Source organism: Janthinobacterium sp. SUN118, from assembly GCF_030397695.1.
In the GTDB taxonomy this organism is placed as follows: Bacteria; Pseudomonadota; Gammaproteobacteria; order Burkholderiales; family Burkholderiaceae_D; genus Janthinobacterium.
In genome coordinates this window covers 2,160,312-2,186,457 of the sequence record NZ_JAPUBV010000001.1, presented here as the reverse complement: position 1 = coordinate 2,186,457, position 26,146 = coordinate 2,160,312, and the positions used below count along the sequence as shown (strand labels likewise).

At 63.1% G+C, this 26,146-nt stretch carries 26 protein-coding genes; 17 read left to right on the top strand and 9 right to left on the bottom strand.

What is annotated here, in order from left to right:
• Positions 1–9: 9 nt before the first annotated feature.
• From O0880_RS09885 to O0880_RS09850, 8 genes are all read left to right on the top strand, one after another.
• Complete coding sequence (locus O0880_RS09885; protein ID WP_289886221.1) at positions 10–597, top strand: RDD family protein; 588 nt, start codon at positions 10–12, stop codon at positions 595–597.
• Between the two features lie 17 nt (positions 598–614).
• On the top strand, positions 615–1,034 hold the full coding sequence (gene fos, locus O0880_RS09880) for a fosfomycin resistance glutathione transferase (protein ID WP_289886220.1): 420 nt from the start codon (positions 615–617) through the stop codon (positions 1,032–1,034).
• 81 nt (positions 1,035–1,115) lie between these two features.
• On the top strand, positions 1,116–1,553 hold the full coding sequence (locus tag O0880_RS09875) for an MbcA/ParS/Xre antitoxin family protein (RefSeq protein WP_034755432.1): 438 nt from the start codon (positions 1,116–1,118) through the stop codon (positions 1,551–1,553).
• Positions 1,554–1,555: 2 nt separating this feature from the next.
• Positions 1,556–2,254 (top strand): RES family NAD+ phosphorylase, encoded by a 699-nt coding sequence (locus O0880_RS09870; protein WP_071326379.1) that lies wholly within the window; start codon positions 1,556–1,558, stop codon positions 2,252–2,254.
• Between the two features lie 49 nt (positions 2,255–2,303).
• Entirely contained in the window at positions 2,304–2,624 is a 321-nt protein-coding gene (locus O0880_RS09865; RefSeq protein WP_289886218.1) for a DUF2288 domain-containing protein, read from the top strand.
• A 105-nt stretch (positions 2,625–2,729) separates the two neighbouring features.
• Positions 2,730–3,089, top strand: coding sequence for a hypothetical protein (locus tag O0880_RS09860; RefSeq protein WP_289886217.1), 360 nt, complete (start codon positions 2,730–2,732; stop codon positions 3,087–3,089).
• A gap of 177 nt (positions 3,090–3,266) precedes the next feature.
• Positions 3,267–3,662, top strand: coding sequence for a hypothetical protein (locus O0880_RS09855; protein WP_289886216.1), 396 nt, complete (start codon positions 3,267–3,269; stop codon positions 3,660–3,662).
• 106 nt (positions 3,663–3,768) lie between these two features.
• Positions 3,769–4,095, top strand: a complete 327-nt coding sequence (locus tag O0880_RS09850; RefSeq protein WP_071323242.1) for a hypothetical protein — start codon at positions 3,769–3,771, stop codon at positions 4,093–4,095.
• A gap of 75 nt (positions 4,096–4,170) precedes the next feature.
• Here the strand turns inward: O0880_RS09850 and O0880_RS09845 are convergent, their stop codons facing one another.
• From O0880_RS09845 to O0880_RS09830, 4 genes are all read right to left on the bottom strand, one after another.
• Positions 4,171–4,899: an ABC transporter ATP-binding protein gene (locus O0880_RS09845; protein ID WP_289886215.1), complete on the bottom strand. Its 729-nt coding sequence runs from the start codon at positions 4,897–4,899 to the stop codon at positions 4,171–4,173.
• 10 nt (positions 4,900–4,909) lie between these two features.
• Positions 4,910–6,853, bottom strand: coding sequence for a branched-chain amino acid ABC transporter ATP-binding protein/permease (locus O0880_RS09840; protein ID WP_289886214.1), 1,944 nt, complete (start codon positions 6,851–6,853; stop codon positions 4,910–4,912).
• Positions 6,854–6,860: 7 nt separating this feature from the next.
• Positions 6,861–7,751, bottom strand: a complete 891-nt coding sequence (locus O0880_RS09835) for a branched-chain amino acid ABC transporter permease (protein WP_289886213.1) — start codon at positions 7,749–7,751, stop codon at positions 6,861–6,863.
• A 90-nt stretch (positions 7,752–7,841) separates the two neighbouring features.
• On the bottom strand, positions 7,842–8,999 hold the full coding sequence (locus tag O0880_RS09830; protein WP_071323238.1) for an ABC transporter substrate-binding protein: 1,158 nt from the start codon (positions 8,997–8,999) through the stop codon (positions 7,842–7,844).
• Positions 9,000–9,379: 380 nt separating this feature from the next.
• Between O0880_RS09830 and O0880_RS09825 the strand changes: the two genes are divergently transcribed.
• A complete protein-coding gene (locus O0880_RS09825; protein WP_289886212.1) occupies positions 9,380–10,312 on the top strand; it encodes a hypothetical protein in 933 nt (310 codons plus the stop codon).
• A 24-nt stretch (positions 10,313–10,336) separates the two neighbouring features.
• Positions 10,337–10,750 carry a hypothetical protein gene (locus O0880_RS09820; protein WP_289886211.1) on the top strand — a complete coding sequence of 138 codons (414 nt, stop codon included), beginning with the start codon at positions 10,337–10,339 and terminating at the stop codon, positions 10,748–10,750.
• A gap of 21 nt (positions 10,751–10,771) precedes the next feature.
• Here the strand turns inward: O0880_RS09820 and O0880_RS09815 are convergent, their stop codons facing one another.
• From O0880_RS09815 to O0880_RS09800, 4 genes are all read right to left on the bottom strand, one after another.
• Positions 10,772–12,922 (bottom strand): heparinase II/III family protein, encoded by a 2,151-nt coding sequence (locus tag O0880_RS09815; protein ID WP_289886210.1) that lies wholly within the window; start codon positions 12,920–12,922, stop codon positions 10,772–10,774.
• Complete coding sequence (locus O0880_RS09810; RefSeq protein WP_289886208.1) at positions 12,906–13,907, bottom strand: hypothetical protein; 1,002 nt, start codon at positions 13,905–13,907, stop codon at positions 12,906–12,908. The genes O0880_RS09815 and O0880_RS09810 overlap by 17 nt, the downstream gene beginning before the upstream one ends.
• A gap of 184 nt (positions 13,908–14,091) precedes the next feature.
• Positions 14,092–14,604, bottom strand: a complete 513-nt coding sequence (locus O0880_RS09805) for a hypothetical protein (RefSeq protein ID WP_289886207.1) — start codon at positions 14,602–14,604, stop codon at positions 14,092–14,094.
• Positions 14,601–16,646, bottom strand: coding sequence for a bifunctional 2',3'-cyclic-nucleotide 2'-phosphodiesterase/3'-nucleotidase (locus tag O0880_RS09800; protein ID WP_289886206.1), 2,046 nt, complete (start codon positions 16,644–16,646; stop codon positions 14,601–14,603). The genes O0880_RS09805 and O0880_RS09800 overlap by 4 nt, the downstream gene beginning before the upstream one ends.
• Here O0880_RS09800 and O0880_RS09795 point away from each other — a divergent pair.
• The 4 genes from O0880_RS09795 to lysS are packed head-to-tail and all read left to right on the top strand — an operon-like array spanning position 16,645 to position 20,242.
• On the top strand, positions 16,645–16,953 hold the full coding sequence (locus O0880_RS09795; RefSeq protein WP_289886205.1) for a hypothetical protein: 309 nt from the start codon (positions 16,645–16,647) through the stop codon (positions 16,951–16,953). The genes O0880_RS09800 and O0880_RS09795 overlap by 2 nt on opposite strands.
• On the top strand, positions 16,889–17,974 hold the full coding sequence (prfB, locus tag O0880_RS09790; RefSeq protein ID WP_083411743.1) for a peptide chain release factor 2: 1,086 nt from the start codon (positions 16,889–16,891) through the stop codon (positions 17,972–17,974). Before O0880_RS09795 ends, prfB begins: the two co-directional genes overlap by 65 nt.
• A 2-nt stretch (positions 17,975–17,976) precedes the next feature.
• Positions 17,977–18,684: an HAD family phosphatase gene (locus O0880_RS09785; protein ID WP_289886204.1), complete on the top strand. Its 708-nt coding sequence runs from the start codon at positions 17,977–17,979 to the stop codon at positions 18,682–18,684.
• A 28-nt stretch (positions 18,685–18,712) separates the two neighbouring features.
• Complete coding sequence (gene lysS / locus O0880_RS09780; protein ID WP_071323230.1) at positions 18,713–20,242, top strand: lysine--tRNA ligase; 1,530 nt, start codon at positions 18,713–18,715, stop codon at positions 20,240–20,242.
• A 164-nt stretch (positions 20,243–20,406) separates the two neighbouring features.
• Here lysS and ppnN read toward each other — a convergent pair whose 3' ends face one another.
• The gene (gene ppnN / locus O0880_RS09775; protein ID WP_071323229.1) at positions 20,407–21,777 is read right to left on the bottom strand and encodes a nucleotide 5'-monophosphate nucleosidase PpnN; all 1,371 of its coding nucleotides are present in this window, start codon (positions 21,775–21,777) and stop codon (positions 20,407–20,409) included.
• A 313-nt stretch (positions 21,778–22,090) separates the two neighbouring features.
• On the opposite strand from ppnN, the gene O0880_RS09770 reads away from it, so the two are divergent.
• The 3 genes from O0880_RS09770 (at position 22,091) to O0880_RS09760 (ending at position 26,136) form a co-directional block, all read left to right on the top strand.
• Positions 22,091–23,596, top strand: coding sequence for an oligopeptide:H+ symporter (locus O0880_RS09770; RefSeq protein ID WP_071323228.1), 1,506 nt, complete (start codon positions 22,091–22,093; stop codon positions 23,594–23,596).
• Positions 23,597–23,727: 131 nt separating this feature from the next.
• A complete protein-coding gene (locus tag O0880_RS09765; protein ID WP_232251226.1) occupies positions 23,728–24,414 on the top strand; it encodes a UPF0149 family protein in 687 nt (228 codons plus the stop codon).
• Between the two features lie 12 nt (positions 24,415–24,426).
• Entirely contained in the window at positions 24,427–26,136 is a 1,710-nt protein-coding gene (locus tag O0880_RS09760) for a hypothetical protein (protein ID WP_289886203.1), read from the top strand.
• Positions 26,137–26,146: the final 10 nt, after the last annotated feature.

Sequence of the window (26,146 nt, the reverse complement as noted above, 5' to 3'; positions counted from 1 at the left end):
AGACATCACATGGAATACGGGGGATTTTGGCGCCGGCTGGGCGCGTTTTGTATTGATCAAATAATCGTATCATTGAGCATGATCATTCCAGTGTCGATTGTGCTAACGGCCTCCTGGGCGCTCGACACTCCGGGGCCGACACTGATTTACCAGGAATTCATACCGCTGTTTATGTTACCTGTCTTGCTGGCGTACAACGTCTTTCTTGTCGCCCGCTACGGTGTGACGCCGGGCATGTGGCTATGCAAATTAAAACTGCAGTTGCAGGACGGATCGGCCGTGACCAGCCGCGCCGCCTGGCTGCGCTACGGCGTTGTCGCCACGCTCTATCTGCTGGCAAGCCTGCCGAAACTCTGGCACTTCCTGGGACTCTCGTTTCCTGGCCTGGCGGGACAGACAGCCCTGTCCTTCGAGAACGCGTACGCCTGGGAGCTGTCGGCTATATTTCTTGCATTTCTCTGGATGCTCAGCGAATTTATCGTACTGATGCTGAATAAACAGCGCCGGGCCCTGCAAGACTTCATGGCCGGCACGGTCGTCGTCAAACTCCCCGCCCGCACAACGCAAGCGCCACCGCTGGCCACCACACCCACCTGAAAGCAGCCCCCACTTCCATGCTGAGCGGCCTGAACCACCTCACCCTGTCCGTGCGCGAACTCGAGCGCAGCATCGCGTTTTACCGCGATACCCTGTCCCTGCGCCTGCATGCGCGCTGGGACCGGGGCGCCTACCTGTCGGCTGGCGATTTGTGGCTATGCCTGTCGCTGGACGCCCAGGCGGCGGACGCGCCCCTCGCCAGCCCCGGCTACACGCACTACGCGTTGTCGATCGCTGCCGCCGACTTCGCCCCGTTCGCGGCCCGCCTGCGCGCGGCAAACGTGGCGGAATGGCAACGCAACGGCAGCGAGGGCGACTCGCTGTATTTTCTCGACCCGGACGGCCACCGGCTGGAAGCGCATGCGGGCAGCCTGGCGCAGCGCCTGGCCGCCTGCCGTGCCGCGCCCTACACCGGCATGGTCTTCTTTGACGCATGAGGGGTGTTATCGCACACAATTGGAGCAGGACAGCAATGATTCCAAAAAAGGAGTAATATTAATCCATAAAAGGAGTTCATCATGAATCTTGCCTACGCCTACCCCAAGAGCCGCTTCGAACCGGCCGTGCTCGTCGACCTGAATGCGAAAGCCGAGCGCGAACGCCTGTCGCAAGCGGCCTTGAAAGGGTTTTTCAAGCTGGCCGCCGCCTGGAAGCTGCGCGACGACGATGCGCGCGAATTGCTGGGCGGCCTGTCCAGCAGCGCCTATTACGAGTGGAAGAAGCATCCGGACCGCGTGCTGGAGGTGGACCGCATCACGCGCATCTCGTATTTGCTGGGCATATATAAAGCGCTTCACATCCTGTACGGCGACAAGCTGGCCGATGAATGGGTGAGCCTGCCCAACAAAAACCCCGTGTTTGGCGGCCGCACGCCGCTGTCGCAGATGCTGGCCGGCGGCTTGCTGGCCATGCAGACGGTGCGCAAGCTGCTCGATGCGCGGCGTGGAGGGTTGTGATCTTGCCGCCCTCATCGCTTGAAAACCTGCCGCCACTGGCCGCGTTGCGCCAGATCGATACCTGCCGTTTGATCCCGTCGCGCTTTGCCGACATGGAAGACTCCGTGCTGGCGCCGCTGGCGGAAGACGACGATCACTTGCGCGAGCTGTTTGAACTCGATAACGCGACGAATGCGCGCCTGGTGGCCGAGTACGGTGGCGCACCAGGAATTGGCGTGGACGAGCTGGTTTTTGGCGTGCCGCACTTTCGCATCATCAACGCCGCCTACACCTATGCCCGCCCGGAAGGCGCGCGTTTCAACGATGGCGAGCGGGGCGCCTGGTATTGCGCCTTCGACATGAAAACGGCGCTGGCCGAGATCATTTTCCACAAGACCGTGGAATACCAGGAAATCGATTATTTCGACGACAGCGTCAATTACCAGTCGCTGCTGGCCGATTTTTCCGCCAGCTTCCACGACTTGCGCGGCCAGGAGCGCTACCGCGCCTGCCTCGACCCGGCCAGCTATATCGCCTCGCAAGACCTGGCCGCCATCCTGCTCGAGGCCGGTTCCATGGGCATCATCTTCCCCAGCACGAGGCTGGCGGGCGGCACCAACCTGGCCTGCTTCCGCCCCGCCCTCGTGGGCAATGTTCGCAAAGGCGCCGCCTATCGGTTAACATGGCGGGGTACGCCAACGCCGCACGTGGAAATCCTGTAAAGAACCCTGTGCGGCGCGGCATCCGACTCACAGAACATTGATATTTCGCATGCAAACCAATCCTGAAAAAGACACCGAACTGCGCCTCAAAGTCAACAGCGAAACGGCCCGCCTGGCCTGGAGCGAACTGGAAAAGCACTTCGCCCAGGGCAACGTCGTCTGGGTCGCCAACGAGCTGGACCTGGTGGAAGTCGCCGTGCGCATCTCGCACGACGACAAGGCCACCATCACGCAATGGATGGCCGACGGCAAGGTCGCCAAGGTATCGGACCAGCAGGCGCTGGACTGGCAGGCGGCCGACGCGGCCCTGTGGGCCGTCGTGGTCAGCCCGTTTATCCTGGTGCAGCACGAAAAACCCACCAAGCACTAAGCACCGCGGGACAAGCGCAGCGCCGGGCGGCAAGCATGCCGGGGCGCTGCCGGGCAAGATCTGCGTACCGCCAGCTACGGCATCGCTTCACCAACTTGGCGCTCAATGACCAATAAAAAATATCTCGCCGCCATGCTGGCCATCGCTTCCCTGATCACTTCCATGCCCGCATCGGCAAACTATACGTGTAGCGGACCGGTAAAAGGCGTGTCGATTAACGGCCTAGGCGCCGTGGTCGCGGAGAGCATCGGGAAAGTGCAATGGGGGTTTCTGTGCAATGTGGAAACGGCCACCAACGGCATCAATCCCGCCACCTGCAAAGTGATGTACGCCACCTTGTTGGCGGCACAAGCCAGTGGCCGCAGCGTCACCTTGTGGGTCACCGATTCCGCCACGGTGTGTCCAGACTTGCCCGCGCGCTGGAACTATGTCAGCGGCTTCAATCTTCTTCGCATGGATGACTAGTCATCCCGGACTAGCCACTGCATCTGATACTGGAAAGGCAGCCGCCTGCCGGCTCGACCTGGCGCTGGCCGTGCATCGCCGTACGACCAGCCGATAGGGGCCGCGCCGCCGCGCCACGTTCGGCACGCCGCTGACCCTCCCTCCCGCACGCCTCCCTGCCGCCCCTCCAGACGCGACATGGCTATTGCATTTTTTACAAATAGCTATAAAATCATACATTTCCTAAAAACAATATTTCTTAAAATGAATATCAAACACGCAATCCTCCTCGGGGCGCTGTGCGCGGCGGCACCGTTGGCCATCGCCGGCCCTGAAAGCGGACCTGTCGGTATTACGTCACTGCGGCCGTACATGAGTGAGCCCGCCAACGGCGAAGCAAGGATTTATATCTCGCTCGATAGTGACGTCTTTTGCGGGACCAACGTTTTTTCGATAGACAATACGCGCCCCGGCTCCAAGCAAGCGTACGCCGCTGCCCTGTCAGCCTTGCTGGCAGGCAAAAAAATCCAGCTGGAAGTCGATGCCTGCGCGGGTTGGGGCACGACACTGCGCTCGCTCTACATCATTCAATAACAGCGCCACGCCAGCCGCGAGGCCGGCATCGGCCGTGCCGTAACCGCCTGGTCGCGCGGCGATGCATGAATGATCATTTCAGAAAAATACTGACTTAAAGGACACTATGCTGCGCAAATTCCTGCTTTCCGCCGTTTTCTTCTGCGGTTCCCTGTCGCTGGCGCCGGCGCATGCCGGGCCAACGTGGCAAGAGGGCGAGATATGGGACCACTCGGCGGTCGCCGGCGGCTTGCTGATACGCTTCAATCCCTCCACCACGGCATCGCCCGACAATTGTGCAGGCGCCACCTGGATGTTCATCCCCGAAGCGAGCAAGACCATCATCGCCGTCACCCTGATGTCCATTGCAAGCGGCAATCGCCGCGTGATGGTGTATACCAGCGGCAATGTGTCGGGATTTTGCACGGTCACCCAGGTTGACCCCATCAATTAAAGCGGGCTTGACCGCAGCAGGCCGGCCTGGAAAGCGCTCTCCCCCGCCGTGCCTGCATGCAGGTTGCTCCGGCACTCAGGCGTGCCCCTGCCCTCCCAGGTAGGCGGTGATCACCTTCGGATCCGTCTTTAAACTCTCGGCCGGGCCATGCACGGAGATGCTGCCGTTTTCCAGCACATAGCCGTAATCGGCCACGTTCAGGGCGGCGGCGGCGAATTGCTCGACCAGCAACATGGTCACGCCTTCCGCTTTCAGGCGCGTGATGATGCGGAAAACTTCCTCCACCAGGATGGGCGCCAGGCCCATCGACGGTTCGTCGAGCAGGATCACTTCCGGATTCAGCATCACGGCGCGGGCCATGGCCAGCATCTGCTGCTCGCCGCCCGACAGCGTGCCGGCCAGCTGGTCGCGCCGCTCCTTCAGGCGCGGAAACAATTCCATGGCCTTGTCCAGGTCGCCCTTGATGTCGCCTTTCGGGCGCGCCCGCGTGAAACGGGGAAACGCCCCCAGCAGCAGGTTGTCCGTCACCGACATCGAGGCGAAGACCCTGCGCCCTTCCGGCGAATGGGCCAGCCCGGCGCGGGCGATGCGGTGCGAATCGAGGCCCGTGACGTCCTTGCCGCCCAGGGTCACGCTGCCCGACCTCGGTTTGAGCATGCCGGAAATGGCGCGCATGGTGGTGGTCTTGCCGGCCCCGTTCGAACCGATCAGGGTCACCAGCTTGCCTTTCGGCACGTCGAGCGAAATGCCGTGCAAGACTTCGACTTTGCCGTAGGCGGCGTGCAGATTATGAATGGTCAGCATGGTCTTCCTCTCAGTGCGCCACAGGGGCCAGGGTTTCAGCGCTGCCGCCCAGGTAGGCTTCGATCACTTTCGGATCGCTCTGCACGGCACTCGGCACGCCTTCCGCGATCTTCTGGCCGAAGTCGAGCACCGTCACCACGTCCGACAGCGCCATCACCACGTCCATGTGATGCTCGATCAGGATGATGGTGATGCCATGTTCGCGGATCTTGCGGATGATGGCCATCAATTCCTTGATGTCGGGCGCCGTCAGGCCCGCCGCCGGCTCGTCCAGTAGCAGCAGGCGCGGGTTCAGGCCCAGCGCGCGGCCGATTTCCAGCAGCCGCTGCTTGCCGTACGGCAAGTTGCGCGCCTCTTCATTGCCCAGGTCGGCCAGGCCCACGAATTCGAGGATGCTGGCGGCCCGCTCGCGCGCGGCCTTCTCTTCGCGCCGGTAGCGCGGCGTGTGCAGCATCACGTCCAGCACGTTCGACTGGAAGGTGTTGTGCAAGCCCACCAGCACGTTTTCCGTCGCCGTCATCTCGCCGAACAGCTGCACGTTCTGGAAGGTGCGTGCCACGCCGCCGAGCGCGATTTCCGATGGCGTGCGGCCCGAGATCACCACGCCGGCAAATTCCACCTTGCCCGCCGTCGGCTTGTAGATGCCCGTCAGCACGTTCATCATCGTGCTCTTGCCCGAGCCGTTGGGCCCGATCAAGCCATGCACGGAACCTTGCGTCACGCTCAGGTCCACCTGGTTCAGCGCTTTCAGGCCGCCGAACTGCATCAGCGCCTGCTCCACGCGCAGCAAAGTGGCGCCTTGGGCGCCGCCTTCGGCATGGTGGAACGGGGCCACGCCGTGCGAAGCGACGGCTTCCACATGGCGCCGCCCCTTGCCGACAAAGCTCATCAGGAAGCCCACGATGCCGTCCTGCAAGTAGTACACGACAAACAGGGTCATCAGGCCGAAGATGGTCAGGCGCCAGTCGACCATGTTGTCGAGCTTGTAGGAAAACGCGGCCAGACCGATGGTGGCGACCAGCGGCACGATCACGCCGCGCACGGTCGAACGCTTTTTCGCCACCATGAACGCCGAGCCGATCACGCCCAGCACGGCGGCGGCCACGGCGATCTTGCGGAACAGTTCGATGTCCGACAGCAAGCTCGGCAGCATGACGACGATCAGAGCGCCGATCAGGGCGCCCGAGCGCGTCTTGCGCCCGCCCATGATGACGGCCAGCAAGAACAGGATCGTCAGCTCGAAGTTGTAGGTATTCGGCGAGATATACTCTTCCGAATACGCATACAGGCTGCCGGCCAGGCCCGCGAAGCCGGCACTGACGACGAAGGCGTACACCTTGTAGCGGTAGACGGACACGCCCATGCAGTCCGAGGCGATGGGGCTGTCGCGCAGCGCCTCGAAGGCCCGCCCCAGGTTCGACTTCAGGATGCGGTGCACGACGACCAGCGAAATGACCATCAGCGCGGCCACCATGTAGTAGTACTCCACTTCCGTCAATTTATGGCCGAACATGACGGGCTTGTGGATCTTGATGCCCATCGGGCCTTCCGTCAGGAAGCTCATTTCATTGATCAGGATTTGCACGATGGTGCCGAATGCCAGGGTCACCATGGCCAGGTAGGGGCCCGTCACGCGCAGGGCCGGCAAGGCCAGGATGGCGCCGAACGCGGCCGCACCGACGATGCTGGCGGGAATGGCCAGCCAGAACGGCAGGCCCAGCTTGAACACCAGCACGCCCGTGGCATACGAGCCGATGCCGAACAGGCCCGCATGGCCCAGCGACACCTGCCCCGTGTAGCCGACGACGATATCGAGGCCGAACAGCAGGATGGCGTAGATCAAAATGGTCTCGGCCAGGTGGATGTAATAGGGATTCGGAATGACGATGGGAAACAGCGCCAGCACGGCCAGTCCTGCCGCGCTCAACGCCAGCATGGTGATTTTCTTGTTCATGGCGTCCTCAGACTTTCTTGATCGCGGCTTTGCCGAACAGGCCGGACGGCTTGATGGCCAGCACCAGCAGCAACAGCAGCAGGCCGGGCACTTCCTTGTAGCCGGTGGAAATGTAATAGCCGGTGGTGGTCTCCGCGATACCCAGGATCAGGCCGCCCACGATGGCGCCCACGCCCGACGTCAGGCCGCCGATGATGGCCACGGCGAATGCCTTCAGGCCCAGCGAAGCGCCCATGGTGGCGCCCGTCAGTGTCAGTGGCGCCACCAGCACGCCCGCAAACGCGGCCGTGGCCGACGACAGCGCATACGAGAACGTGATGACCATGCCCGTATTGATGCCCATCAGCCCGGCCGCGTCGCGGTCGTTCGCCGTGGCCACCACGGCCTTGCCATAGATCGACTTGCGGTTGAACACCTCGACGGCCAGCATGATGGCCAGCGCGCCGATGATGACGGCCACCTGCATCTGCTGCACGTTGGCGCCGAAGACCTGGAACGGCGCGGCCGACAGCGGCGAGGGGAACATCAGGTCATCCTTGCCCCAGACGTTTTCCGCCACGTTCTTGAAGATGATGGCCAGCGCGATGGTCGACATGATCCAGCCGAATTCGGACTTGATCTTGATGGCGGGCCGCACGCCGATCCACTCGACGAACACGCCCTGCAGAGCGCCGAAGGCGATGACGATGGGAATCATCAGCAGGTAGCTCATGTAGGGGCCGCCGTGGATGCTGCCCACCAGCGACAGGCCCACCAGCGCGCCCAGCATCAGCGATTCGCCCTGGCCGAAATTGAGCGTGCCGGAGGTGGCAAAGGTCAGCTGGTAGCCGAAGGCGATGACGGCATAGATCATGCCCAGCGCGACGCCGCTGAAGACAAGCTGCAGGAAGATTTCCATGGTATTCCCCGAAAGACGAACGATACAAAAATGGCCAGCCTTGAATCCTCAAGCTGGCCATTCCACGGCGATGGATGAACTATCCGCCCGTTACTTGGCGAGGACCACTTTGCCATCCTTGACTTCGCCAAACACCGTCAGCTCCGCCGTGATCGCTTCATGGTTGGTCTTGCTGAACGGCTTGCTGTAGGTGGTGACGGCGCCTTCCACTTTTTCGTTCAGGTTTTCCAGCGCCGCGCGCACTTTCGGGCCGTCCGTGCCGCCGGCTTGCGTGATGGCCGCGGCCAGCAGGTAAATCGAGTCATAGCCCTGCGCGGCGGACACGGCCGACGGCATGCGGCCGCCCGATGGCTTGTAGGCGGCGACATAGCCGTCGATGAAGGCCTTGCGCTTCGGCGTGGTAGGGTCCTGGATGAAGGTTTGCGGCATGCGCGTGCCATTGCCGTTCTTGCCCGCGTTGTCGATGAAGTTGCCCATGGCCAGGGTCCAGCTGCCGATCAGCGGCACTTTCCAGCCCAGTTTTTCCATGCCGTTGGCGATCTGCGCCAGTTCCGGGCCGATGCCATAGGTCAGCACCACTTCCGCGCCCGCCTGCTTCGCTTTCAGCAACTGGGCCGTCATGTCGACGTCCTTGATATTGTATTTTTCAATGGCGACAGGCTTGATGCCTTTCGCGTCGAGCGCTTTTTCCAGGTCAGCGCGGCCCAGCTGGCCATAGTTGGTGGAATCGGCCAGGATCGCCACTTTCTTGAACTTGCGGCGGTCGACGGCTTCCTCGACGATCATGTGCGACTGGATCTGGTCGTTGGCGGCATTGCGGAAGATGTAGTTTTCAGGCTGGTCGGCAAACTGCTTGGTAACGATGGAACCCGTTGCCACGTTGTTAATCACGGGAATCTTGGCTTCCTGGTAGAAACGCTGGGAAGCGAGGGCCACGCCCGTATTGATGTAGCCGACGGTGGCGGCGACCTTTTCCTTGTTGATCAGTTCCTGGGCAATCTGCACGCCGCGCTCGTTCTTCGCTTCATCGTCGCGCTCGATCAGCAGCAGCGAACGGCCCAGTACGCCGCCCTTGGCATTGATTTCGGCGACCGCCAGCTTCACGCCGTCGCGCATCGACACGCCCATCGGCGCGGAACCGCCCGTGAACGGACCGGACACGCCAATCTTGATGGGGTCGGCTGCGACAGCCATTTGCGAGAAACCCAAAACCAAACTTGCCACGAGCAACTTCTGTTTGAAATTCATTTGTCATCTCCTGTGATACAACGTTTTTAATGCCACTTATTTTTATAGTCGTACGCTGGATAACCGCCCCATCGATAAATCATTGTAGGTTAGTAAACATGCTCCAGCAACAACTACATATGACGCGTCGCAGCATGTGTAAAACAGCCAATTGCTTGTCCGCTGTCAGACTTCTGTAAGGAAAATATGACGCAAATTGGCGCACTCTGCGCCATCGGGCAGCACGTTTGTGGCAAAACGCGACAGCCGGGACGGGTGCTGGCAGCGATTCTTCCGTGCACTGATCTGGCGCAATGCTGCCACTGCCCGGCATGCTAAGGTCGGCCATGCCAGCGCTCAAGCGCGGCCCCGTCCAGCCACTCCTACCGCATGGAGGCGATATGCAGCGCCCGTCGAAACCATCCCTTTCCACCGCGCTGCGCCCGCCTGCCGCGGCCATGCTGGCGAGTCTGCTGGCCAGCCTGTTGCTGGGCGGCTGCGCGAGCAAGCTGGCGCCCGTGCGCACGTTCGCCGAACAGACGCAAAAGATGTCGGTGCACTTCGAACCGATGCTCGCTGGCAGCGTCAGCAGCTGCACGGACAAGGCCATGCGCAAGCGCCTGATCATGGCCGAGCGCTTCGACGCGCAGGCGAGCGAACAGGCCGCGCGCGCCGATTGCGCGGCCATCGCGCAGGCCAGCCTGTCGATCGCCGGCCTCAATGACGTGCTGCTGCGCTACGCACACACGCTGGCGGCGCTGGCCGACGAGAAGCTGCCCGTCTACCAGGAGGAATTTGCGGGGCTGGGCGACGCGCTGGGCGGCCTCGCCCAGCCCGGTGCCGGCGCGCCCGTGCTGGACGCGGACAAGCTGGAAAAAGTCGTGAAGCTGAGCGAAATGCTGAGCCGCCTGGCCACGCAGCGCCTGCAAAAGTCGGCCTTGCGCGAACTGCTCGAGCAGCAGGACGCCGTGAATATCGTCAGCGATGCGCTGAAGGACTATGCGCAGCGCAGCTACCGCGCCGGGCTGCAGGATGAATTGCGCGACCTGGCCCTGCTGCGCGGCGCCGTCGATGGCGCCGCCGCGCGCGAACCGCTGGCCGCCAACTACATCCGCACCCGCCTGCACCAGGAAGGCAAGCAACTGCAGGAAAGGGAAAAGATCGTCGTCGCCTATGTGCGCGCCGTCGAGTCGCTGCAAGCGAGCGTGGCCGCGCTGCGCGCGCATATCGACCGCCTGCAGGAACTGGAGCTGGAAACGCAGCTGGCGCAGTTTGCGCGCCACGTCGACGCCCTGCAGCGGCAAGCCGTTTTCTACGCCCCCGTCCGCTGGTAAGCGGCGCGTCCACTGGAGAATCCCATGGCCCAACTGACCGAACTGACGAAGGACGAATCGTTCGCCATCGCCGACAGCCTGGCGCAGGCATCGAGCCTGGTGCTGGAATTGCGCATCCGCGCCCGCCCCGCGCTGTCGGCGGAAGAACGCGCGCTGCTGGAACAATACGAGCACCACCTGGACCAGATGGTGTCGCTGTTCCGCGCCTTCGGCATCGTGCTGATCGCCGAGGGTGCCGAGCAGGCGCGCGGCGACATCGACGCCGCCATCGCCAAAGGCAAGGCGCAGCTCAAGCGCATCGCCGACGTCAAGGCCGCCATCAACGCCGCGGCCAGGCTGGTCGACCTGGGCGCGGCCATCCTGTCGCGCGACCCGTTCGCCATCGGCGAGGCGGCGGCCGCCTTGCGCGCCAAGCCGAAGAAGGACGAGGCGGCCTGACCCGGCCAGCAGGCAAGCGGCTTACTCGATGCTGAGCACGCCCTGATCGGAACTCAGGTGCGTGCCCGGCCCTGGCGCCACCTCGACCAGGCTGCGGGCGAACGCGCCGGCCGCCGGCGCCGACGTCAGCGCATAATGGACGCCAGGCTTCAAGCCCGTGGCCAGGATGGCGCCGGCCGCCAGCGGCGAAGTCCAGTCCATGCGGGCAGCGGGCGTCACGTCGCGGTTGAACAGCACGTGCAGCTGACTGCCCAGCAACAGCGCCTCGGTGTTGGCCGCGGCCGCCAGGCGCCGCGTATCGGGCGGCTGGGCCGTGCCGCTGGCGCCATCGTTGTCGGCAACAAACAGCGTGTGCAGGAAATACTCGGGCGCATTGGCCGCCGGTGCCGTTGCCGACGTGACTTCCAGGCGCCAGACACCTACATCCTCATTCGTGGTTTTTTGCTCGCTCGTCTGCGGCGCATGGTTGAACCACAGATCGCTGCCATCGGCCTGGCGGCGGCGCACCATGAAGCGGCAATCACCGCTGCTGGCCCATTGCTCGTTCGCCTTGACCGGGCTCATCTGCCGACACACGGTGCCGTCATGATCGAGGCCGCCGACCTTGTGCACGACGGCATTTTCCGGCAGCACGGTTTGCACGATCAGCATGCCCTCGCCGTTGCGCACGGTGGCGATGCGCCGCTGTCCCGCACTGTAGCCGAGCTTGTAGTGCCCATCGCCGAGATTGCTCGTATTGGCCGTATTGGCTGCCGGGTCATGCGCCGTATGCAGCAAAAAGGTGGCTGGCAAGCCACGCTTGCTGCGCACGCTGTCGAAGACCACCGTCACGGGCTTGGGCCAGAACGCCGGCTGGCGCAAAAACAGGACTTGGCGCACGAAACCGTTATTCCGGTCCAGCCTGGTCGCCGAATAGGTCTTGCTGGCATTGCCGCTGGTATAGGTATATTCCGGCGTATTTTCATAGCGCACGATGCCATCGAGCGCATTCACGCCGCCAGGCTGGATCTCGTCGATTGTCGGATAGTTCTGTTGCCGCGCCTGCAGCCACTGCCCGCCATCGCGGCTCAGGCCGCTCGCGCCGTTCATGAGCAGCTCCGTCGCATCGTCCACCGTATCGTAGACCGTGATCGTGTTATGCGCCACGCTGCGCGTGTAGTAATTCCACCAGTGCACGCTTTCATAGCTGTCATACAGGCCCGTATCGAGCAGCAAGGGCGCCTTGTAATACAGCGAAAAGCTGTTCTGGTCCGCGTGCTGGTGATTCTGCGCCGCGAACGACGATGATTTGAAGTCCAGCACGGTGGCCTGCGCGTAATCCCAGCTGTCGCGCATCAGCACCTGGCCCGAGACCCTGAAATGGCGCGCCAGCGGCAGGCCTGGTATCGGCGCGGGCGCCACCGGGGTTGGCCAGAACAGGCGCTCCAGGATCTCGTCGCCACCGCCGCGACGCATCGCGACCTGCTCGCGATAGAAGGACCAGGCGACGCCATCGCCGCCAACGCTGGCCACGCCACGCGCCAATTGCCCGAGCAGTGGATTGCCTACGGGGAAATCATAGTTGTCGCCGCTGGAAGGGAACAGGCCGTCGCTGCGCAAACCGTAGATATAGGGATACAGCAACTGATCCTGCCAGTCCGCCTGCAACAGCGGCGTGCCGTCGCCATTGTCGAGCGCCGTGCGCCACAACAGCAAGCGCTCAGGGATGCTCGACACGCCATACGCAAAGCCCATCTGGTGGCCGCCATCGGCGGAAATGGCGGCGCGCGCGGCCATGAAACCCTTGTCGAAATGCGCATACGCCGTGTCGATCATCGGCACGACTTCGGGATGCTCCTCGGCGATGGCCAGCAAGCCCAGCGCCATGTTCGTCACGGCACTGAAGGCGTGGCCGCTGACATAGTAATTGGCAATCGAAGGCGCCGCGCCGCGGTTCCAGTGTTCGTACACGGGTTTCTGCTCGCAATCGAAGACCGTGCTTGTGTCGCGCAAGTGCTGCCCGCTGCCGCACATGGACGCCACCAGGTGATCATGTGCCGGCAGCGTATTTTCGGCCGCTATCGTCTCCTTGATTCTCTGCGCCAGCATGTTCCGGTACGGCCCCGTGCCAAGCGCGGCGGGCACATTCACGCTGCCCATCAAGTCATACAGCCAGTCATACATCAGCCCCATGGCGGCCACCCTGCCCCCCCATCGACCATTCATTGCCGGCGGGAAGTGGGCTCGCCAGCAGCATGTCCGCGTACGTCAGCAGGCCCTGCCTGTACTTGTCCTTTTCCGTCAGCAACCATGCCATGGACAGCAATTGCGCGCTTTCATAGATCGTCCCGCGATGCCCGGTGGCCACCTTGCACGATTTCGGAAAAGCGGCCGACGTGGGCGCGATCGTGGCGCAGCTATGGATTTCCGCCAGGCGCCTGTCTGCCGCATAAACAAATGCGCTCCAGGCGGTATTGAGACCCGTATCCCGGGTGGGATAGCCGATCAATGCCGTGCCCTGCCCGTCGCGCAGGAAGAAATCCTGCATGTCTTCCCTGTACCGGCCGCCGAGGCTGAATATCTGCGCATCCGCCTGCCACTCGACGGGCACGCCCAGGGCCGTATTCCATATGGTGGGAATGGCGACATCGTTCACCGTCAGCCCGACCCGGTGCGCCTGGCTATCCCATGAAAATTTCATCCTGGACAGCACGCCTGGCGTCAAATTGATCTGCGTGCTCGAGGCATACACGCCATTCTTCAGCAATGCGAACTGGACACCCACCGTCCCCTTGCTTCCCGCCACGGCCGGCACATCCCATCCATCCACATGGCGTATCAGAATCGTATTGCCAACACTGACGTGCTGGCCGAAAATGTTTTGATTTACCCCGTCGCGGCTATCCTTGTGCTGTGCCAGCAACTGAAAACTGATGCTGCCCCTGGTGGCGGGGAAACGCGCGGCGGGGTAATAAGGCAGTTGTGCCTTGAGAAGATCAAAGCCGGCCTGGCTGACAAACAGCTTAGGATGGCCCGTCTTGACGGGCGCGGGCAGTTGCGCCATCGCGGCAGACGCCGCCATCGCCAGCACGCCCAGGCCCGCATGCAGCCATCGTTTGCCAGGCCGTCGCGCGGGAACCTGACAGCCGGATTGCCTTGCCATTGCTTGCATTGCCATGCCTTGCCTCTATTTTCATCATGAAGTTATCAAAAAAATACTTCCCGCATACTGCCACGAATCTTTTGAAAACAACAATAACTGAGCGCCAACAGTGAAAAATAGAGAAGAAAATATAAGCAATGGCCTCATTTAATGGAATAAATATATCTTGAGAAAAATAAGCAATGCTCGGCTCACATCATCAAGGTTCGGCGGCCCGGTGCCCCATCGCGTGCGTCGCCATCTTCAGGTACAGGTTGGCCAGCTCTTCGCTGTGCGCATAGCCCATCCTGCCTTCGCCCACGGCGACGGATTTTTGCTGCAGCGCTTCCGGGTATTCGAGCTCGCAGGCGGCATCGAGCCAAAAGCGCGCCTTGTCCTCGTCGCTGTCCAGCAGCATGTTCGCCACGATGAACATGGCCGGCGCCACCTGACGCTGCGCGGCCAGTTGCAGCCAGTGCAAGGCGGCGGTGCTGTCCTGCGCGCCGCCCATGCCGTTCTTCAGCATCAGGCCCAGGTAATATGCGGCCGCGCCGCTGCCCTGCCCCGCCGCCTGCCGGAACAGCGCGCGCGCGGCCGGCTGCGATGCTGCGCCGGCGCGCATCAGCGCCTTCGCCTGCACCACTTGCGCGGCGGGATCGGCGCCGGCCTGCGCCAGCGGCGACGCCAAGGGGGAAGCCAGGGCGGCCGCCAGCAGCCAAGCCGTCAGCTTCATTTCGACAGGTCGAGCTGGTACAGCGCAAAGCCCTTGCCCGCGCCATCGTCGGCCTTCAGCTGCGTGACGTTGGCGATGCCGGCCGCCTTGGCCAGTTCGATGACGTTCGGCGCCGAGTGGAAGACCACCGGGCCTTTCGTGGCGGCCCTGGCGAAGCGCCAGCTGCGCGCCGAGCCGTTTTTCGCGCGCGTCAGGTGTTTTTCCTGCGTGACGTAGGCGATCAGCAGTTCGCGGTTGTTGTCGGGCGAGGCCACCACCGTCTTGCTGCCATCGAGGCTGGGGAAATTGCCGCCGCCGCTGGCGCGGTAATTGTTCGTCGCGATGAGGAATTCCTGGCTGGAGTCCACCGGCTTGCCCTGGTACGTCAGGCCCTGGATGCGACGCCCTGGCGGCTGCGTGATGTCGATCTGGTAGCGCACGTCGGCGCTGGTGATGGCGTCGAAGTTGTAGCTCGGGTGGGCCGTGTTGACCAGTTCCTGCGGCTCGGTCTTGTTGACATCGATGGTATTGAAGCGCCGCGCCGACTGTTCCAGCCAGGCCTTCAGTTCCGCGCCATTCATCTTCACGCCGTACAGCGCGTTCGGGTACAGGTACAGGTCGGCCGCGTTATTCAGCGCCACGTTGCCCGCCTTGACGTCCGTGTAATCGGATACGCCGGCCGAGCCGCTCTTGAACGGCGACGACATCGACAGCACGGGCAAGTGCGCATACTGCGGCAGGTTGGCCTTCACGTAGGCGGCCAGGTAGCCCGATTGCGCCTGGTTCACCACTTCGATGGCGCTGACGTCGCCCACGTCGGCGAAATACGTCGACATGCGGAAGTCGGTGGCGCCCACGGGCGTCTGCACGTAGGCGATGGTCGCCGCGTGCTCTTCCGCCACCAGCCTGGCGATGGCCGCATCGGGCGCCACATAGCTCCTGTCCGCGTTCTGGATGCCGCGTGCTTCCACCGTGGTCTGCGCCTTGTCGACGACCCACTGCCAGCCGTCGTGGCGCAGGCGCAAGCCGATCACGCCCAGGTGCTTGCCCCACAGATTGGCCATCACGGTGGGCACGCCGTTGACCGTGCCTTTGACCTTGTCGACGCCGGGCAAATTGAACTGCGGCACGGTGCTCGTGGCGTTCGGGAACAGCTGGTGAGAATGGCCGATCAGCATGGCGTCCACGCCCGGCACTTGCGACAGGTAGTAATTGCCGTTTTCCATGGTCGGCGAATACGGGCTGTCATCGAGGCCGCCGTGCGAGATGGCCACCACCAGCTCGGCGCCCCTGGCGCGCATCTCGGGGATGAATTTTTCCGCCGTCTCGCGCACGCCCTGCGTGTAGACGCGCCCTTCCAGCCAGCGCCTGTCCCACGCCATGATGGTCGGCGGCGCAAAGCTGATGATGCCCACCTTGACCGTGCTCGTGACGGGCTGGCCATCGGGGCCGGTGGCCGTGATCTGCTTGGCGATGATGTGATACGGCGCGAACAGCGGCTTGCCGCTCTTGACGCTGTAGACGTTGGCCAGCACTTGCGGGAATTGCGGGCCGGCGCAGCGCGGCTTGGCCGCATCGACGCTGTCGACGTCGAACTGGTTGCCCGTCACCTGGCTCAGGAACGCCAGGCCGTAGTTGAATTCATGGTTGCCGATGCCGCCGCCGTCCACTTTCAGCAAATTCATGGCCTTGTAGATGGCCAGCGTCTGGTCGCAGGCCAGCGGTTTTACCAGCGCCTGGTAGTCGGCCAGCGCCGTGCCCTGGATGGTGTCGCCGTTGTCGAGCAACAGCGTGTTCGGGAATTCGGCGCGCGCCTGCGCGATCAGGGCCGCCGTGCGTTCCAGGCCGATCGACGGCTCCGCCTGCAGCTTGTAATAGTCATAACTGAGCACGTTCGCGTGCAAATCCGTCGTCTCCAGCAGGGCCAGGGTGGCGCTGCTGCCGGCCGGCGCGGCCGATGGCGCGTGGACAGGGCTGTTGGCGGCGGGCGGCAAGGCGCCGCAGCCGGCCAGCAGCAGCGGTAACAGGGCGAGACGGGGGAACTGGCGCAGGGGGTGGCACATGAGAATTCCTGTGGAAAGACAATATCGCCAGCATCATACGCAGCACGGCAGCGGCCATCAAGGCATAAAACAGCCGCGACGCTGGGTAGAACATTGTCGTAAATGCAGCAAATTAGTGCTTTTATTGCTGCGCGCGCCACCGATTCGGCGCCAGCGGCATCGGAAACGGCCCGCGCTCGCGTATAATTCAGGGTTTGATTTCACCATAGAAGACCAGAACATTATGGAAGCCGAACGCATCAATCTCATCTCCGCCCTGCTCTCCGACCTCACGGTCCGCGAAGCCGAACTTCGGAGGTATCTTTGACTTCACTGTCAAGTCGGAGAAACTAGAGCAAGTCAACGAAGAACTGGAAGATCCTACCGTCTGGAACGATCCCAAGCGCGCCCAGGACCTCGGCAAGGAGAAGAAGGCGCTGGAAGCCATCGTCTTCACGCTGACCAAGGCCGACGCCGACCTGCGCGACACGAAGGACCTGTTCGACATGGCCCGTGAAGAGGGCGACGAAGAGACGCTGGAAGCGATCGAGCAAGACGTGCAGGAAATCCGCAAGGTCATCGAAAGCATGGAGTTCCGCCGGATGTTCAACAATCCGATGGATCCGAACAACTGCTTCATCGACATCCAGGCCGGCGCCGGCGGTACGGAAGCCCAGGACTGGGCCTCGATGCTGCTGCGCCAGTACCTGCGCTATTGCGAACGCAAGGGCTTCAAGGTCGAGATCCTCGAGCAGTCCGACGGCGAGGTGGCCGGCATCAAGACGGCCACGCTGAAGGTCGAGGGCGACCACGCCTACGGCTTCCTGCGCACGGAAACAGGCGTGCACCGCCTGGTGCGCAAGTCGCCATTCGACTCGGCCAACGGCCGCCATACCTCGTTTACGTCGCTGTTCGTGTATCCGGAGGTCGACGATTCGATCGAGATCGACGTCAACCCGGCCGATATCCGCGTCGACACCTACCGCGCGTCGGGCGCCGGTGGTCAGCACATCAATAAAACCGACTCCGCCGTCCGCATGACCCACGCGCCGACCGGCATCGTGGTGCAGTGCCAGAACGACCGTTCGCAGCACCGCAACCGCGCCGAAGCGATGGAAATGCTGAAAGCCAAGCTGTACGAGCACGAACTGCGCAAGCGCATGAGCGAGCAGCAAAAGCTGGAAGACTCGAAGACGGACGTGGGCTGGGGTCACCAGATCCGCTCCTACGTGCTGGACCAGTCGCGCATCAAGGATTTGCGCACCGGTTTCGAGACGGGCAATACCAAGGGCGTGCTCGATGGCGACATCGACGACTTCATCTCCGCCTCGCTGAAACAGGGCGTGTAAGGATGAACGCCTCCGCTCCGGCAGTGGCGCAGCGTGCCTTCCTGTTCGACATGGATGGCACGATCGTCGACAACATGGCCTTCCACACGCAATCGTGGCTGGCGTTCTTCGAACGCCAGGGCCATGCGCTGGACGCGGACGCCTTCTTCCGCGACACGGCAGGACGGCAGGGACACGAAATCATCGCCAAATACCTGGGCGAGGATGCCGATCACGTCACCCTGCTGGCCGAAAAGGAAGTCGTCTACCGCGAGCTGTATGGCCCGCACCTGGCCACGGTGGCCGGTTTCGACCAGCTGATCGCCAGCGCGCGCCAGGCCGGCGTCGGGCTGGTGGTGGGCACGGCGGCGCCGAACGAGAATATCGCGTTCACGCTCGACGGCCTGGAGCTGCGCCACCGCTTCGACGCCATCGTCGGCGCCGCCGACGTGGAACGGGGCAAGCCGCATCCGGACGTTTTCCTGAAAGGCGCGCAGCTGGCCGGCGCGCTGCCGCAGCACTGCATCGTCTTCGAAGACGCGCCCCTGGGCGTGGAAGCGGCGCGCCGCGCCGGCATGCGGGTCGTGGTCCTGACCACCACCCTGCCGGCCGACGCGTTTGCCGCATTCGACAACATCATCTGTATCGCGCAGGACTTCAGCCAACTCGATGTCGAGGCGCTGTTCGCCAGCCAGCCGGCAGCGTTTGCCGCCGGCACGCCAACGACATAACCATCAATCATCAATCACGAAGAACACCATGACTACGGATATCCAAGAACAAGCCGCCGCCCCCGATGAAAACAAGATCATCGCCGAGCGCCGCGCCAAGCTGGCCGCACTGCGCGAACAAGGCGTCGCCTTCCCGAACGATTTCCGCCCTGAGCACAAGGCGGCCGATCTGCACGCGCAATACGACGGCAAGTCGCGCGAAGAGCTGGAAGAGAACCCCGTACACGTGGTGCTGGCCGGCCGCATGATGCTCAAGCGCGAAGCGGGCAAGAAAGCCGCCTTCGCTACCCTGCAGGACGCTTCCGGCCCGAAGGCCGACGGCCGCATCCAGATCTACGCCACGCTGGATCTCACCGGCGAAGCGGCCATGGCCGCCCTGCACCACTATGACCTGGGCGATATCCTGGGCGTGCAAGGCACCCTGTTCAAGACCAAGACGGACGAACTGACCATCAAGGTCACGCAACTGCGCCTGATCACCAAGTCGCTGCGCCCGCTGCCGGACAAATTCCACGGCCTGGCCGACCAGGAAACGAAGTACCGCCAGCGCTACGTCGACCTGATCATGAACGAAGAGACGCGCCGCACCTTCAAGGCGCGTACCGCCGCCATCTCGTCGATCCGCCGCTTCATGGAAAAGAACGAGTTCATGGAAGTGGAAACGCCGATGCTGCACACGATCCCGGGCGGCGCCGCGGCAAAGCCGTTCATCACGCACCACAATGCGCTCGACATGCAGATGTTCCTGCGCATCGCGCCCGAACTGTACTTGAAGCGCCTGGTCGTCGGCGGCTTCGACCGCGTGTTCGAGATCAACCGCAACTTCCGCAACGAAGGCGTGTCGATCCGTCACAACCCTGAATTCACGATGATGGAATTCTACGCGGCCTACACCGACTACAAATGGCTGATGGACTTCACGGAAGCCGTCATCCGCCAGGCCGCCATCGACGCGCACGGCACCGCCACGCTGACCTATGGCGGCCGCGAACTGGACCTGGCAAAACCGTTCCATCGCCTGACCATCGTCGAAGCGATCAACAAGTATGCTCCAGGCTACACGCCGGAACAGTTGAACGATGCCGAATTCATCAAGGAAGAGCTGAAAAAATTCGGCGTCAAGCCGTTCGCCACGGCCGGCCTGGGCGCGCTGCAACTGGCGCTGTTCGAGGAAACGGCCGAAGCGCAGCTGTGGGAACCGACCTACATCATCGACTACCCGGTCGAAGTGTCGCCACTGGCGCGCGCCTCCGACACGGTGGCCGGCATCACCGAACGCTTCGAGCTGTTCATGGTGGGCCGCGAGATCGCCAACGGCTTCTCCGAGTTGAACGACGCGGAAGACCAGTCGGCCCGCTTCCTGGCGCAGGTAGCGGCCAAGGACGCCGGCGATGAAGAGGCGATGTTCTACGACGCCGACTACATCCGCGCGCTGGAATACGGCATGCCGCCAGCCGGCGGCTGCGGCATCGGCATCGACCGCCTGATGATGATCATCACGGATTCGCCGAACATCCGCGACGTCCTCCTGTTCCCGCACCTGCGCCGCGAAGAATAAGCACGGACGCTGGCCAATAAAAAGCCGCCTGATCGCAAGATCAGGCGGCTTTTTCACTTCTGTCGCCACGTAGGTCGGATTGGCGCTACGCGTCATCCGACACATTGTTGGCCATTCATGTCGGATGACGCGCTTGCACGCCAATCCGACCTACGCATCCCGCACTACTGAATCACGGTATAGCACGGCACATACGCCGTGCCCGCCAGCTTCATGCGGTGCTGCGCCACGAACGAGGCCAGCAGCGCGTCCATCGGGCCGGCGATGGATTTGTCGCCGTGGATTTCGAAGTTGCCGTGCTCTTCGATCGAGCGGATGCCGTCGTCCTTGACGTTGCCCGCCACCACGCCGGAAAACGCGCGGCGCAGCTGGGCCGCCAGCAAGTGCGTGGGCTGGTTCTTGTGCAGGCTCAGGTTGCGCATGTTTTCATGCGTGGGGTGGAACGGCTTCTGGAATTCGTGGTCGATCTTCAGCAGCCAATTGAAGTAATAGGCGTCGCTGTGCGCCTTGCGGAATTCGCGCACCTGGCGTATGCCTTCGAGCATCTCGCGCGCCACCAGCTCCGGGTCGTCGATGATGATCTTGTAGCGCTGCTGCGCTTCCGGGCCCAGGGTGTCGCTGATGAACTGGTTGATCTGCACGAAATATTCGCGCGACGTTTCCGGCCCCGTGAAAATCAATGGGAACGGGATGTCGGCGTTGTCCGGGTGCAGCAAGATACCAAGGATATACAGGATCTCTTCGGCCGTGCCGGCGCCGCCGGGGAAGACCACGATGCCGTGGCCCGCGCGCACGAACGCTTCCAGGCGTTTTTCGATGTCCGGCATGATGACCAGGTCGTTGACGATGGGGTTCGGCGATTCGGCCGCGATGATGCCCGGCTCCGTGATGCCCAGGTAGCGGCCATTGTGCAGGCGCTGCTTGGCGTGGCCGATGGTGGCGCCCTTCATCGGGCCCTTCATGGCGCCCGGGCCGCAGCCGGTGCAGATGTCGAGGCCGCGCAAGCCCAGCTGGTAGCCCACTTCCTTCGAATAATTGTATTCGGCGCGGTTGATCGAGTGGCCGCCCCAGCACACGACCAGGTTCGGGTTGAGCTGGGTTTGCAGCACGTTGGCATTGCGCAGGATGTGGAAGACGGCGTCCGTCACGCCTTCCGTGCTCTGCAAGTCGAATTTCGGGTTGCCCGTGACTTCATCGCTGACGAAGATGATATCGCGCAAGACGGCAAACAGATGTTCGTGTATACCCTTGATCATCTTGCCGTCGACAAAGGCGATGGCCGGCGCGCCCTTGATGTCGAGCTTGATGCCGCGCTCGCGCTGGATGATGGAAATTTCAAACGATTGATATCGCTCAAGCAAGGCGCGGCCATCGTCGATGGTGCTGCCGCAATTGAGCACCGCCAGCGCGCAGCGGCGGAACGTGTTGTACAGGCCGCCCTGGCTGGTGTCGAGCAGTTTGTTGACTTCAGTCTTGGAGAGCACGTCCAGGCGGCCTTCCGGTGAAACCAGAGTATCGATAACGTCGTGTTCCATAATGCGAAAAATCCCTTTAAAAATCGATGCTCGAAGGTATTGCACTAGCAATATACGACAAGTCAGGCAAGTTGTGCTGTGGTGCCGCAAAATCGCCGCGATCGCCCCCTGCATGCAAACCGGTTTGACTAATATGAAACAGTCATTCTTGCTAATGCGAATGGAAACCTTCGCTCAGCGCAATTTGTAGATTAGAATGCCAGCCTATTGGAATTCCCGTGTGGTCGGTTCTTCATGAGAGTGCCCGCAGCCCGGCAGGCTTCCATAAGTTTGTTTTATCGATTGACTATAATAATTTTTCAGGAGGAACCGCATGAGCGGTGCGACTACGCCCAACAAGGAAGCCGTTATTCCCGAGTTCAAGCAGATTATGGGCCATCCAAGCCCATTGTGGATGTTGTTCATGACTGAATTCTGGGAGCGCTTCGCGTTCTACGGAGTTCGCTGGGCGCTGGTACTGTACATCGTGGCCCAGTTCCACGGTGGCGACGGTTCGGGTCAGGCAGCGGCCAACCTTACCTACGGTTCCTTCCTCGCGCTGGTGTACGCCGGCGCCCTGTTCGGCGGCTACATCGCCGACCGGGTCATCGGTTACCAGCGCTCGATCCTGCTGGGCGCCGTCTTCATGGCTGCCGGCCTGTTCTGCATCTCGGTACCGAACCAGGACATCTTCAACCTGGGCCTGGCCACCGTGATCGTCGGTAACGGCATGTTCAAGCCGAACATCTCGACCATGGTCGGCAAGCTGTACACGACAGCCGATCCGCGCCGCGACAGTGGCTTCACGATCTTCTACATGGGCATCAACATGGGTGCCATGGTCGCCCCTGTCTTCACCCAGTGGCTGGCCGAATCGATCTTCGGCACCAGCGCCATGCCTTCGTACAAGATGGTCTTCATGGCTTCCGGCTTCGGCATGATCATCAGCCTGGTATGGTTCGCCATCGGCCGCCGCGCCCTGAAGGGCATCGGCGCACCGGAAACCGGTGCCGGCAACCCGATGCGCGTCATCTGGGTAGCCCTCGGCTCGCTGTGCGTGATCCCGCTCGTGTACTTCCTGCTGACCGTGGGCGCGCAAAAACTGCAAATCGTCCTGACCGTGCTGTTCATCGGCCTGGCCGTGATGCTAATGATCGAAGGCATCCGCAACGGCAAGGTGGCGCGCGACCGCGTCATCGCCATGCTGCTGATCTTTGTCTTCAACATCCTGTTCTGGATGTTCTTCGAACAGGCAGGCAGCTCGTTCACCTTCCTGGCTGACAAGATCGTCAACCGCGACCTGGGCTTCTGGATCTTCCCGACCGCCTACTTCCAGACCGTCAACTCGGTGGCCATCATTGTCTTCGCCCCGATCATCGCCGCCGTCTGGGTCTTCCTGGCGCGCCACAACGTCAATCCATCGATCCCGCGCAAGTTCGGCCTGGGCTTGCTGGGCAATGCGCTGGCCTTCGGCCTGCTGATCTTCGCTCTGTCGAGCCTGGTTGGCGCCGACAACAAGATCCCGTTCTGGACCCTGACCACCGTCTACGTGCTGCAATCGATCGGTGAGCTGTGCCTGTCGCCTATCGGCCTGTCGATGGTCACCAAGCTGGCGCCAGTGCGCCTGGTGGGCCTGGGCATGGGCGGCTGGTTCCTGTCGACCGGTATCGGCAACAACCTGTCGGGCATCTTCGCCAGCCACGTCAGCGGCGAAAGCGGCATGTCGGTGCAGTCGGCCCTGTCCGGCTACACCTTCGGCTTCTGGTCCCTGCTGGGCGCCGGCGTCGTGCTGTTCCTGATCGCACCGTTGATCAACAAACTGATGCACGGCGTGAAATAAGCGTCTTGTTTTAGATCAAAACGGCGGCCTGCGGGCCGCCGTTTTTCATTCCGGCCACCGTTTCCCCCTGGCCGGGCGGTACAATACCGCCAGGGCCGATGGCCACTCCACCCACATTACAGAAGAATCCCATGTCCAGCATGTCCACCACCACGCCCCTCTCCGACGACGAATACGCCGAACTCGACACCCTGCTGGCGGCGCCAGCCCTGGCCGGCGCCGCCATGGACGTGTCGATGCTGGAAGGTTTCCTCACGGCCGTGGCCCTGAGCCCGAAGCAAATCGCGCCTGAACAATGGTTGCCCTGGGTATGGGACAAGGCGGCCGGCAGCGCCGCGCCGGCACAGGACGCGGACAGCGAACGGGCCGCCGCCCTGGCGCAGCGCCACCATGGCTACATGGTCGAATGGCTGGCGAAGGACCCGGACAGCTTCGAACCGATCTACGTCTGCGGCCCCGAATGGAGCGTGCCCGCCTGGTGCGCCGGTTTTATCCTGGGCACGACCCTGGACAAGCCCCAGTGGGCGGCCCTGGCCGTCAGCCATCCGCAATACCTGGCGCCGTTCCAGCACCTGGCCACGGCCAGCGAACTCGACGACGATGCGGCCGAAACGGCCATGGATGGCGTGATTCCCGCCGTCATCGCCATCAACGCGGCCTGGGCCCGCCAGCGCCACCTGAAAAGCCAGGTACAGCACCAGCCCGGCGCCACCGTGCTGCGCGAAGTGCCGAAGACGGGCCGCAACGACCCTTGCCACTGCGGCAGCGGCAAGAAGTACAAGAAATGCTGCGCCGACGCCGATAGCGCGGCAAGCTGAGGCGCGCTCTCCTTGCGCCAGCTGCTGACGGCCATCCTGCGCTTCCTGCTGCGCCATGCGCTGCAGTTCGCGCTGTTCATCGTCATCCTGCTGGCCGGACGCCTGTTGCTGGCCGAATGGCGCGCCTATAGCGCCAGCAGCGATGCCATCGCCGCGCTCAGGCTGGCGTCCGTCACGGCCGACGGCCATGGCGCCGGCCTGGCCAGTGCCGCCACCGCCCGCATGCACGCCCTGACACACGCCTCGCAAGCGACCATCGCGGCCCGCCTGAGCGAAGTGCAAACGCAATTGGCCGCCTTGCGCGCGCAGCAGCAACCGTCGCTGTTTACCATTCCCCTGCCCGACGCCGGCGTCCTGGCCGCCCATGCGCAGGACGAGGCCAGGCGCCGCGTGGAGATCGAAGTGCTGGCGCAGGAAGCGCGCTACCTGCTTGCCCTGCAGGCGGCCATCAGCGGCGAGGATGCGCGGCACACGCTGGCGCGCCTGCACGCGGCGCACGTCAGCGCCTATGCCGCATTGCAGCAAAACATACGCCAGCGCCAGCAGCTTGAAGCGCAGCATCCGCTGGCGGCGCGCCTGCCCGGCAGCGACGCCCACGCGCAGCTGTCGCGGCTCGAAGCGCAAGGCCAGCGCTTGCGCGAAATCAACCTGCACGCGTACCGGGCCTGGCTGGCGCAGCGCGCGCGCACCAGCGACACCACCAACGCCGCCCGGCCCGCGCCATTTGCCATCGATCAAGCGGCGCTGGCAGGGGCGCTGGCGCCCATGCATGCGGCGATGGCGGCCACCGAGACGCAGCTGGCGCGCAACTGGATCGGCCGCTGGCGCGCTCCCGTGCTCGACGTGGCGCCCACGGCCGCCCTGCTGGTGCTGTCGGCCATCCTGCTGCCGCTGGCGATCAAGGCCTTCTTTTACTTCGTGCTGGCGCCCCTCGCCTCGCGTTTGCAGCCGCTGTCGATCGCGCGCGAGCTGCAACTGGCGGGCGACGCCCTGCCGCTGTCGCCATCGCTGCCTGGCGAGTCGCGCATCTCCGCCGTGTCGCAGGCGCTGCGGCTGGCGCCGGGCCAGGTCATGCTGATCCACCCCGAATACCTGCAATCGTCGCCCGTCAGCACGCGCAATCGCACGCAGTGGTTGCTGGACTGGCGCTTTCCGTTGACCAGCCTGGCGGCCGGCATGGTGGCGCTGACGCGTTTGCACAGCGACGAGCCGGCGTCCGTGACGATTTCCGCCAGCGACGATCCGCTGCTGGAAGTGGCCATCGTCCACCTGCCGGCCGGCAGCGCGCTGGTGTTCCAGCCTCGGGGCCTCGTGGGATTGCTCTGCGACGCCGGCCAGCCGCTGACAATGTCCAGCCACTGGCGCCTGGGCAGCCTGCACGCCTGGCTTACCCTGCAGCTGCGCTTCATCGTCTTTCGCGGCCCCGTCACCCTGATCGTGCGTGGCTGCCGCGGCGTGCGCCTGGAACGCGCGGGCCAGGGCCGCGCCATCAGCCAGTCCGCCACCCTGGGATTTAGCACCGACGTGCTGTACTCGACCCTGCGCAGCGAAACCTTCATCCCGTATTTGCGCGGCCAGCAGGCGCTGCTCAACGACCGCTTCGACGGCGACAACGGCGTCTACCTGTACGAAGAAACCCCGCGCCACGGCAAGCAGCCGGGCAAGGTGGGCAGCTGGTTCGAGGGTTTGACGGACGCCCTATTGAAAGTGTTCGGCATCTAGCCGCAGAAAC

Excerpts from the sequence above, each read along its gene's own strand:
- O0880_RS09885 (WP_289886221.1), top strand. The coding sequence starts at position 10 with ATGGAATACGGGGGATTTTGGCGCCGGCTGGGCGCGTTTTGTATTGAT.
- fos (WP_289886220.1), top strand. The coding sequence starts at position 615 with ATGCTGAGCGGCCTGAACCACCTCACCCTGTCCGTGCGCGAACTCGAG.
- O0880_RS09875 (WP_034755432.1), top strand. The coding sequence starts at position 1,116 with ATGAATCTTGCCTACGCCTACCCCAAGAGCCGCTTCGAACCGGCCGTG.
- O0880_RS09865 (WP_289886218.1), top strand. The coding sequence starts at position 2,304 with ATGCAAACCAATCCTGAAAAAGACACCGAACTGCGCCTCAAAGTCAAC.
- O0880_RS09860 (WP_289886217.1), top strand. The coding sequence starts at position 2,730 with ATGACCAATAAAAAATATCTCGCCGCCATGCTGGCCATCGCTTCCCTG.
- O0880_RS09855 (WP_289886216.1), top strand. The coding sequence starts at position 3,267 with ATGGCTATTGCATTTTTTACAAATAGCTATAAAATCATACATTTCCTA.
- O0880_RS09850 (WP_071323242.1), top strand. The coding sequence starts at position 3,769 with ATGCTGCGCAAATTCCTGCTTTCCGCCGTTTTCTTCTGCGGTTCCCTG.
- O0880_RS09845 (WP_289886215.1), bottom strand. The coding sequence starts at position 4,899 with ATGCTGACCATTCATAATCTGCACGCCGCCTACGGCAAAGTCGAAGTC.
- O0880_RS09840 (WP_289886214.1), bottom strand. The coding sequence starts at position 6,853 with ATGAACAAGAAAATCACCATGCTGGCGTTGAGCGCGGCAGGACTGGCC.
- O0880_RS09835 (WP_289886213.1), bottom strand. The coding sequence starts at position 7,751 with ATGGAAATCTTCCTGCAGCTTGTCTTCAGCGGCGTCGCGCTGGGCATG.
- O0880_RS09830 (WP_071323238.1), bottom strand. The coding sequence starts at position 8,999 with ATGAATTTCAAACAGAAGTTGCTCGTGGCAAGTTTGGTTTTGGGTTTC.
- O0880_RS09825 (WP_289886212.1), top strand. The coding sequence starts at position 9,380 with ATGCAGCGCCCGTCGAAACCATCCCTTTCCACCGCGCTGCGCCCGCCT.
- O0880_RS09820 (WP_289886211.1), top strand. The coding sequence starts at position 10,337 with ATGGCCCAACTGACCGAACTGACGAAGGACGAATCGTTCGCCATCGCC.
- O0880_RS09815 (WP_289886210.1), bottom strand. The coding sequence starts at position 12,922 with ATGGGGCTGATGTATGACTGGCTGTATGACTTGATGGGCAGCGTGAAT.
- O0880_RS09810 (WP_289886208.1), bottom strand. The coding sequence starts at position 13,907 with ATGGCAATGCAAGCAATGGCAAGGCAATCCGGCTGTCAGGTTCCCGCG.
- O0880_RS09805 (WP_289886207.1), bottom strand. The coding sequence starts at position 14,604 with ATGAAGCTGACGGCTTGGCTGCTGGCGGCCGCCCTGGCTTCCCCCTTG.
- O0880_RS09795 (WP_289886205.1), top strand. The coding sequence starts at position 16,645 with ATGAGAATTCCTGTGGAAAGACAATATCGCCAGCATCATACGCAGCAC.
- O0880_RS09800 (WP_289886206.1), bottom strand. The coding sequence starts at position 16,646 with ATGTGCCACCCCCTGCGCCAGTTCCCCCGTCTCGCCCTGTTACCGCTG.
- O0880_RS09785 (WP_289886204.1), top strand. The coding sequence starts at position 17,977 with ATGAACGCCTCCGCTCCGGCAGTGGCGCAGCGTGCCTTCCTGTTCGAC.
- lysS (WP_071323230.1), top strand. The coding sequence starts at position 18,713 with ATGACTACGGATATCCAAGAACAAGCCGCCGCCCCCGATGAAAACAAG.
- ppnN (WP_071323229.1), bottom strand. The coding sequence starts at position 21,777 with ATGGAACACGACGTTATCGATACTCTGGTTTCACCGGAAGGCCGCCTG.
- O0880_RS09770 (WP_071323228.1), top strand. The coding sequence starts at position 22,091 with ATGAGCGGTGCGACTACGCCCAACAAGGAAGCCGTTATTCCCGAGTTC.
- O0880_RS09765 (WP_232251226.1), top strand. The coding sequence starts at position 23,728 with ATGTCCAGCATGTCCACCACCACGCCCCTCTCCGACGACGAATACGCC.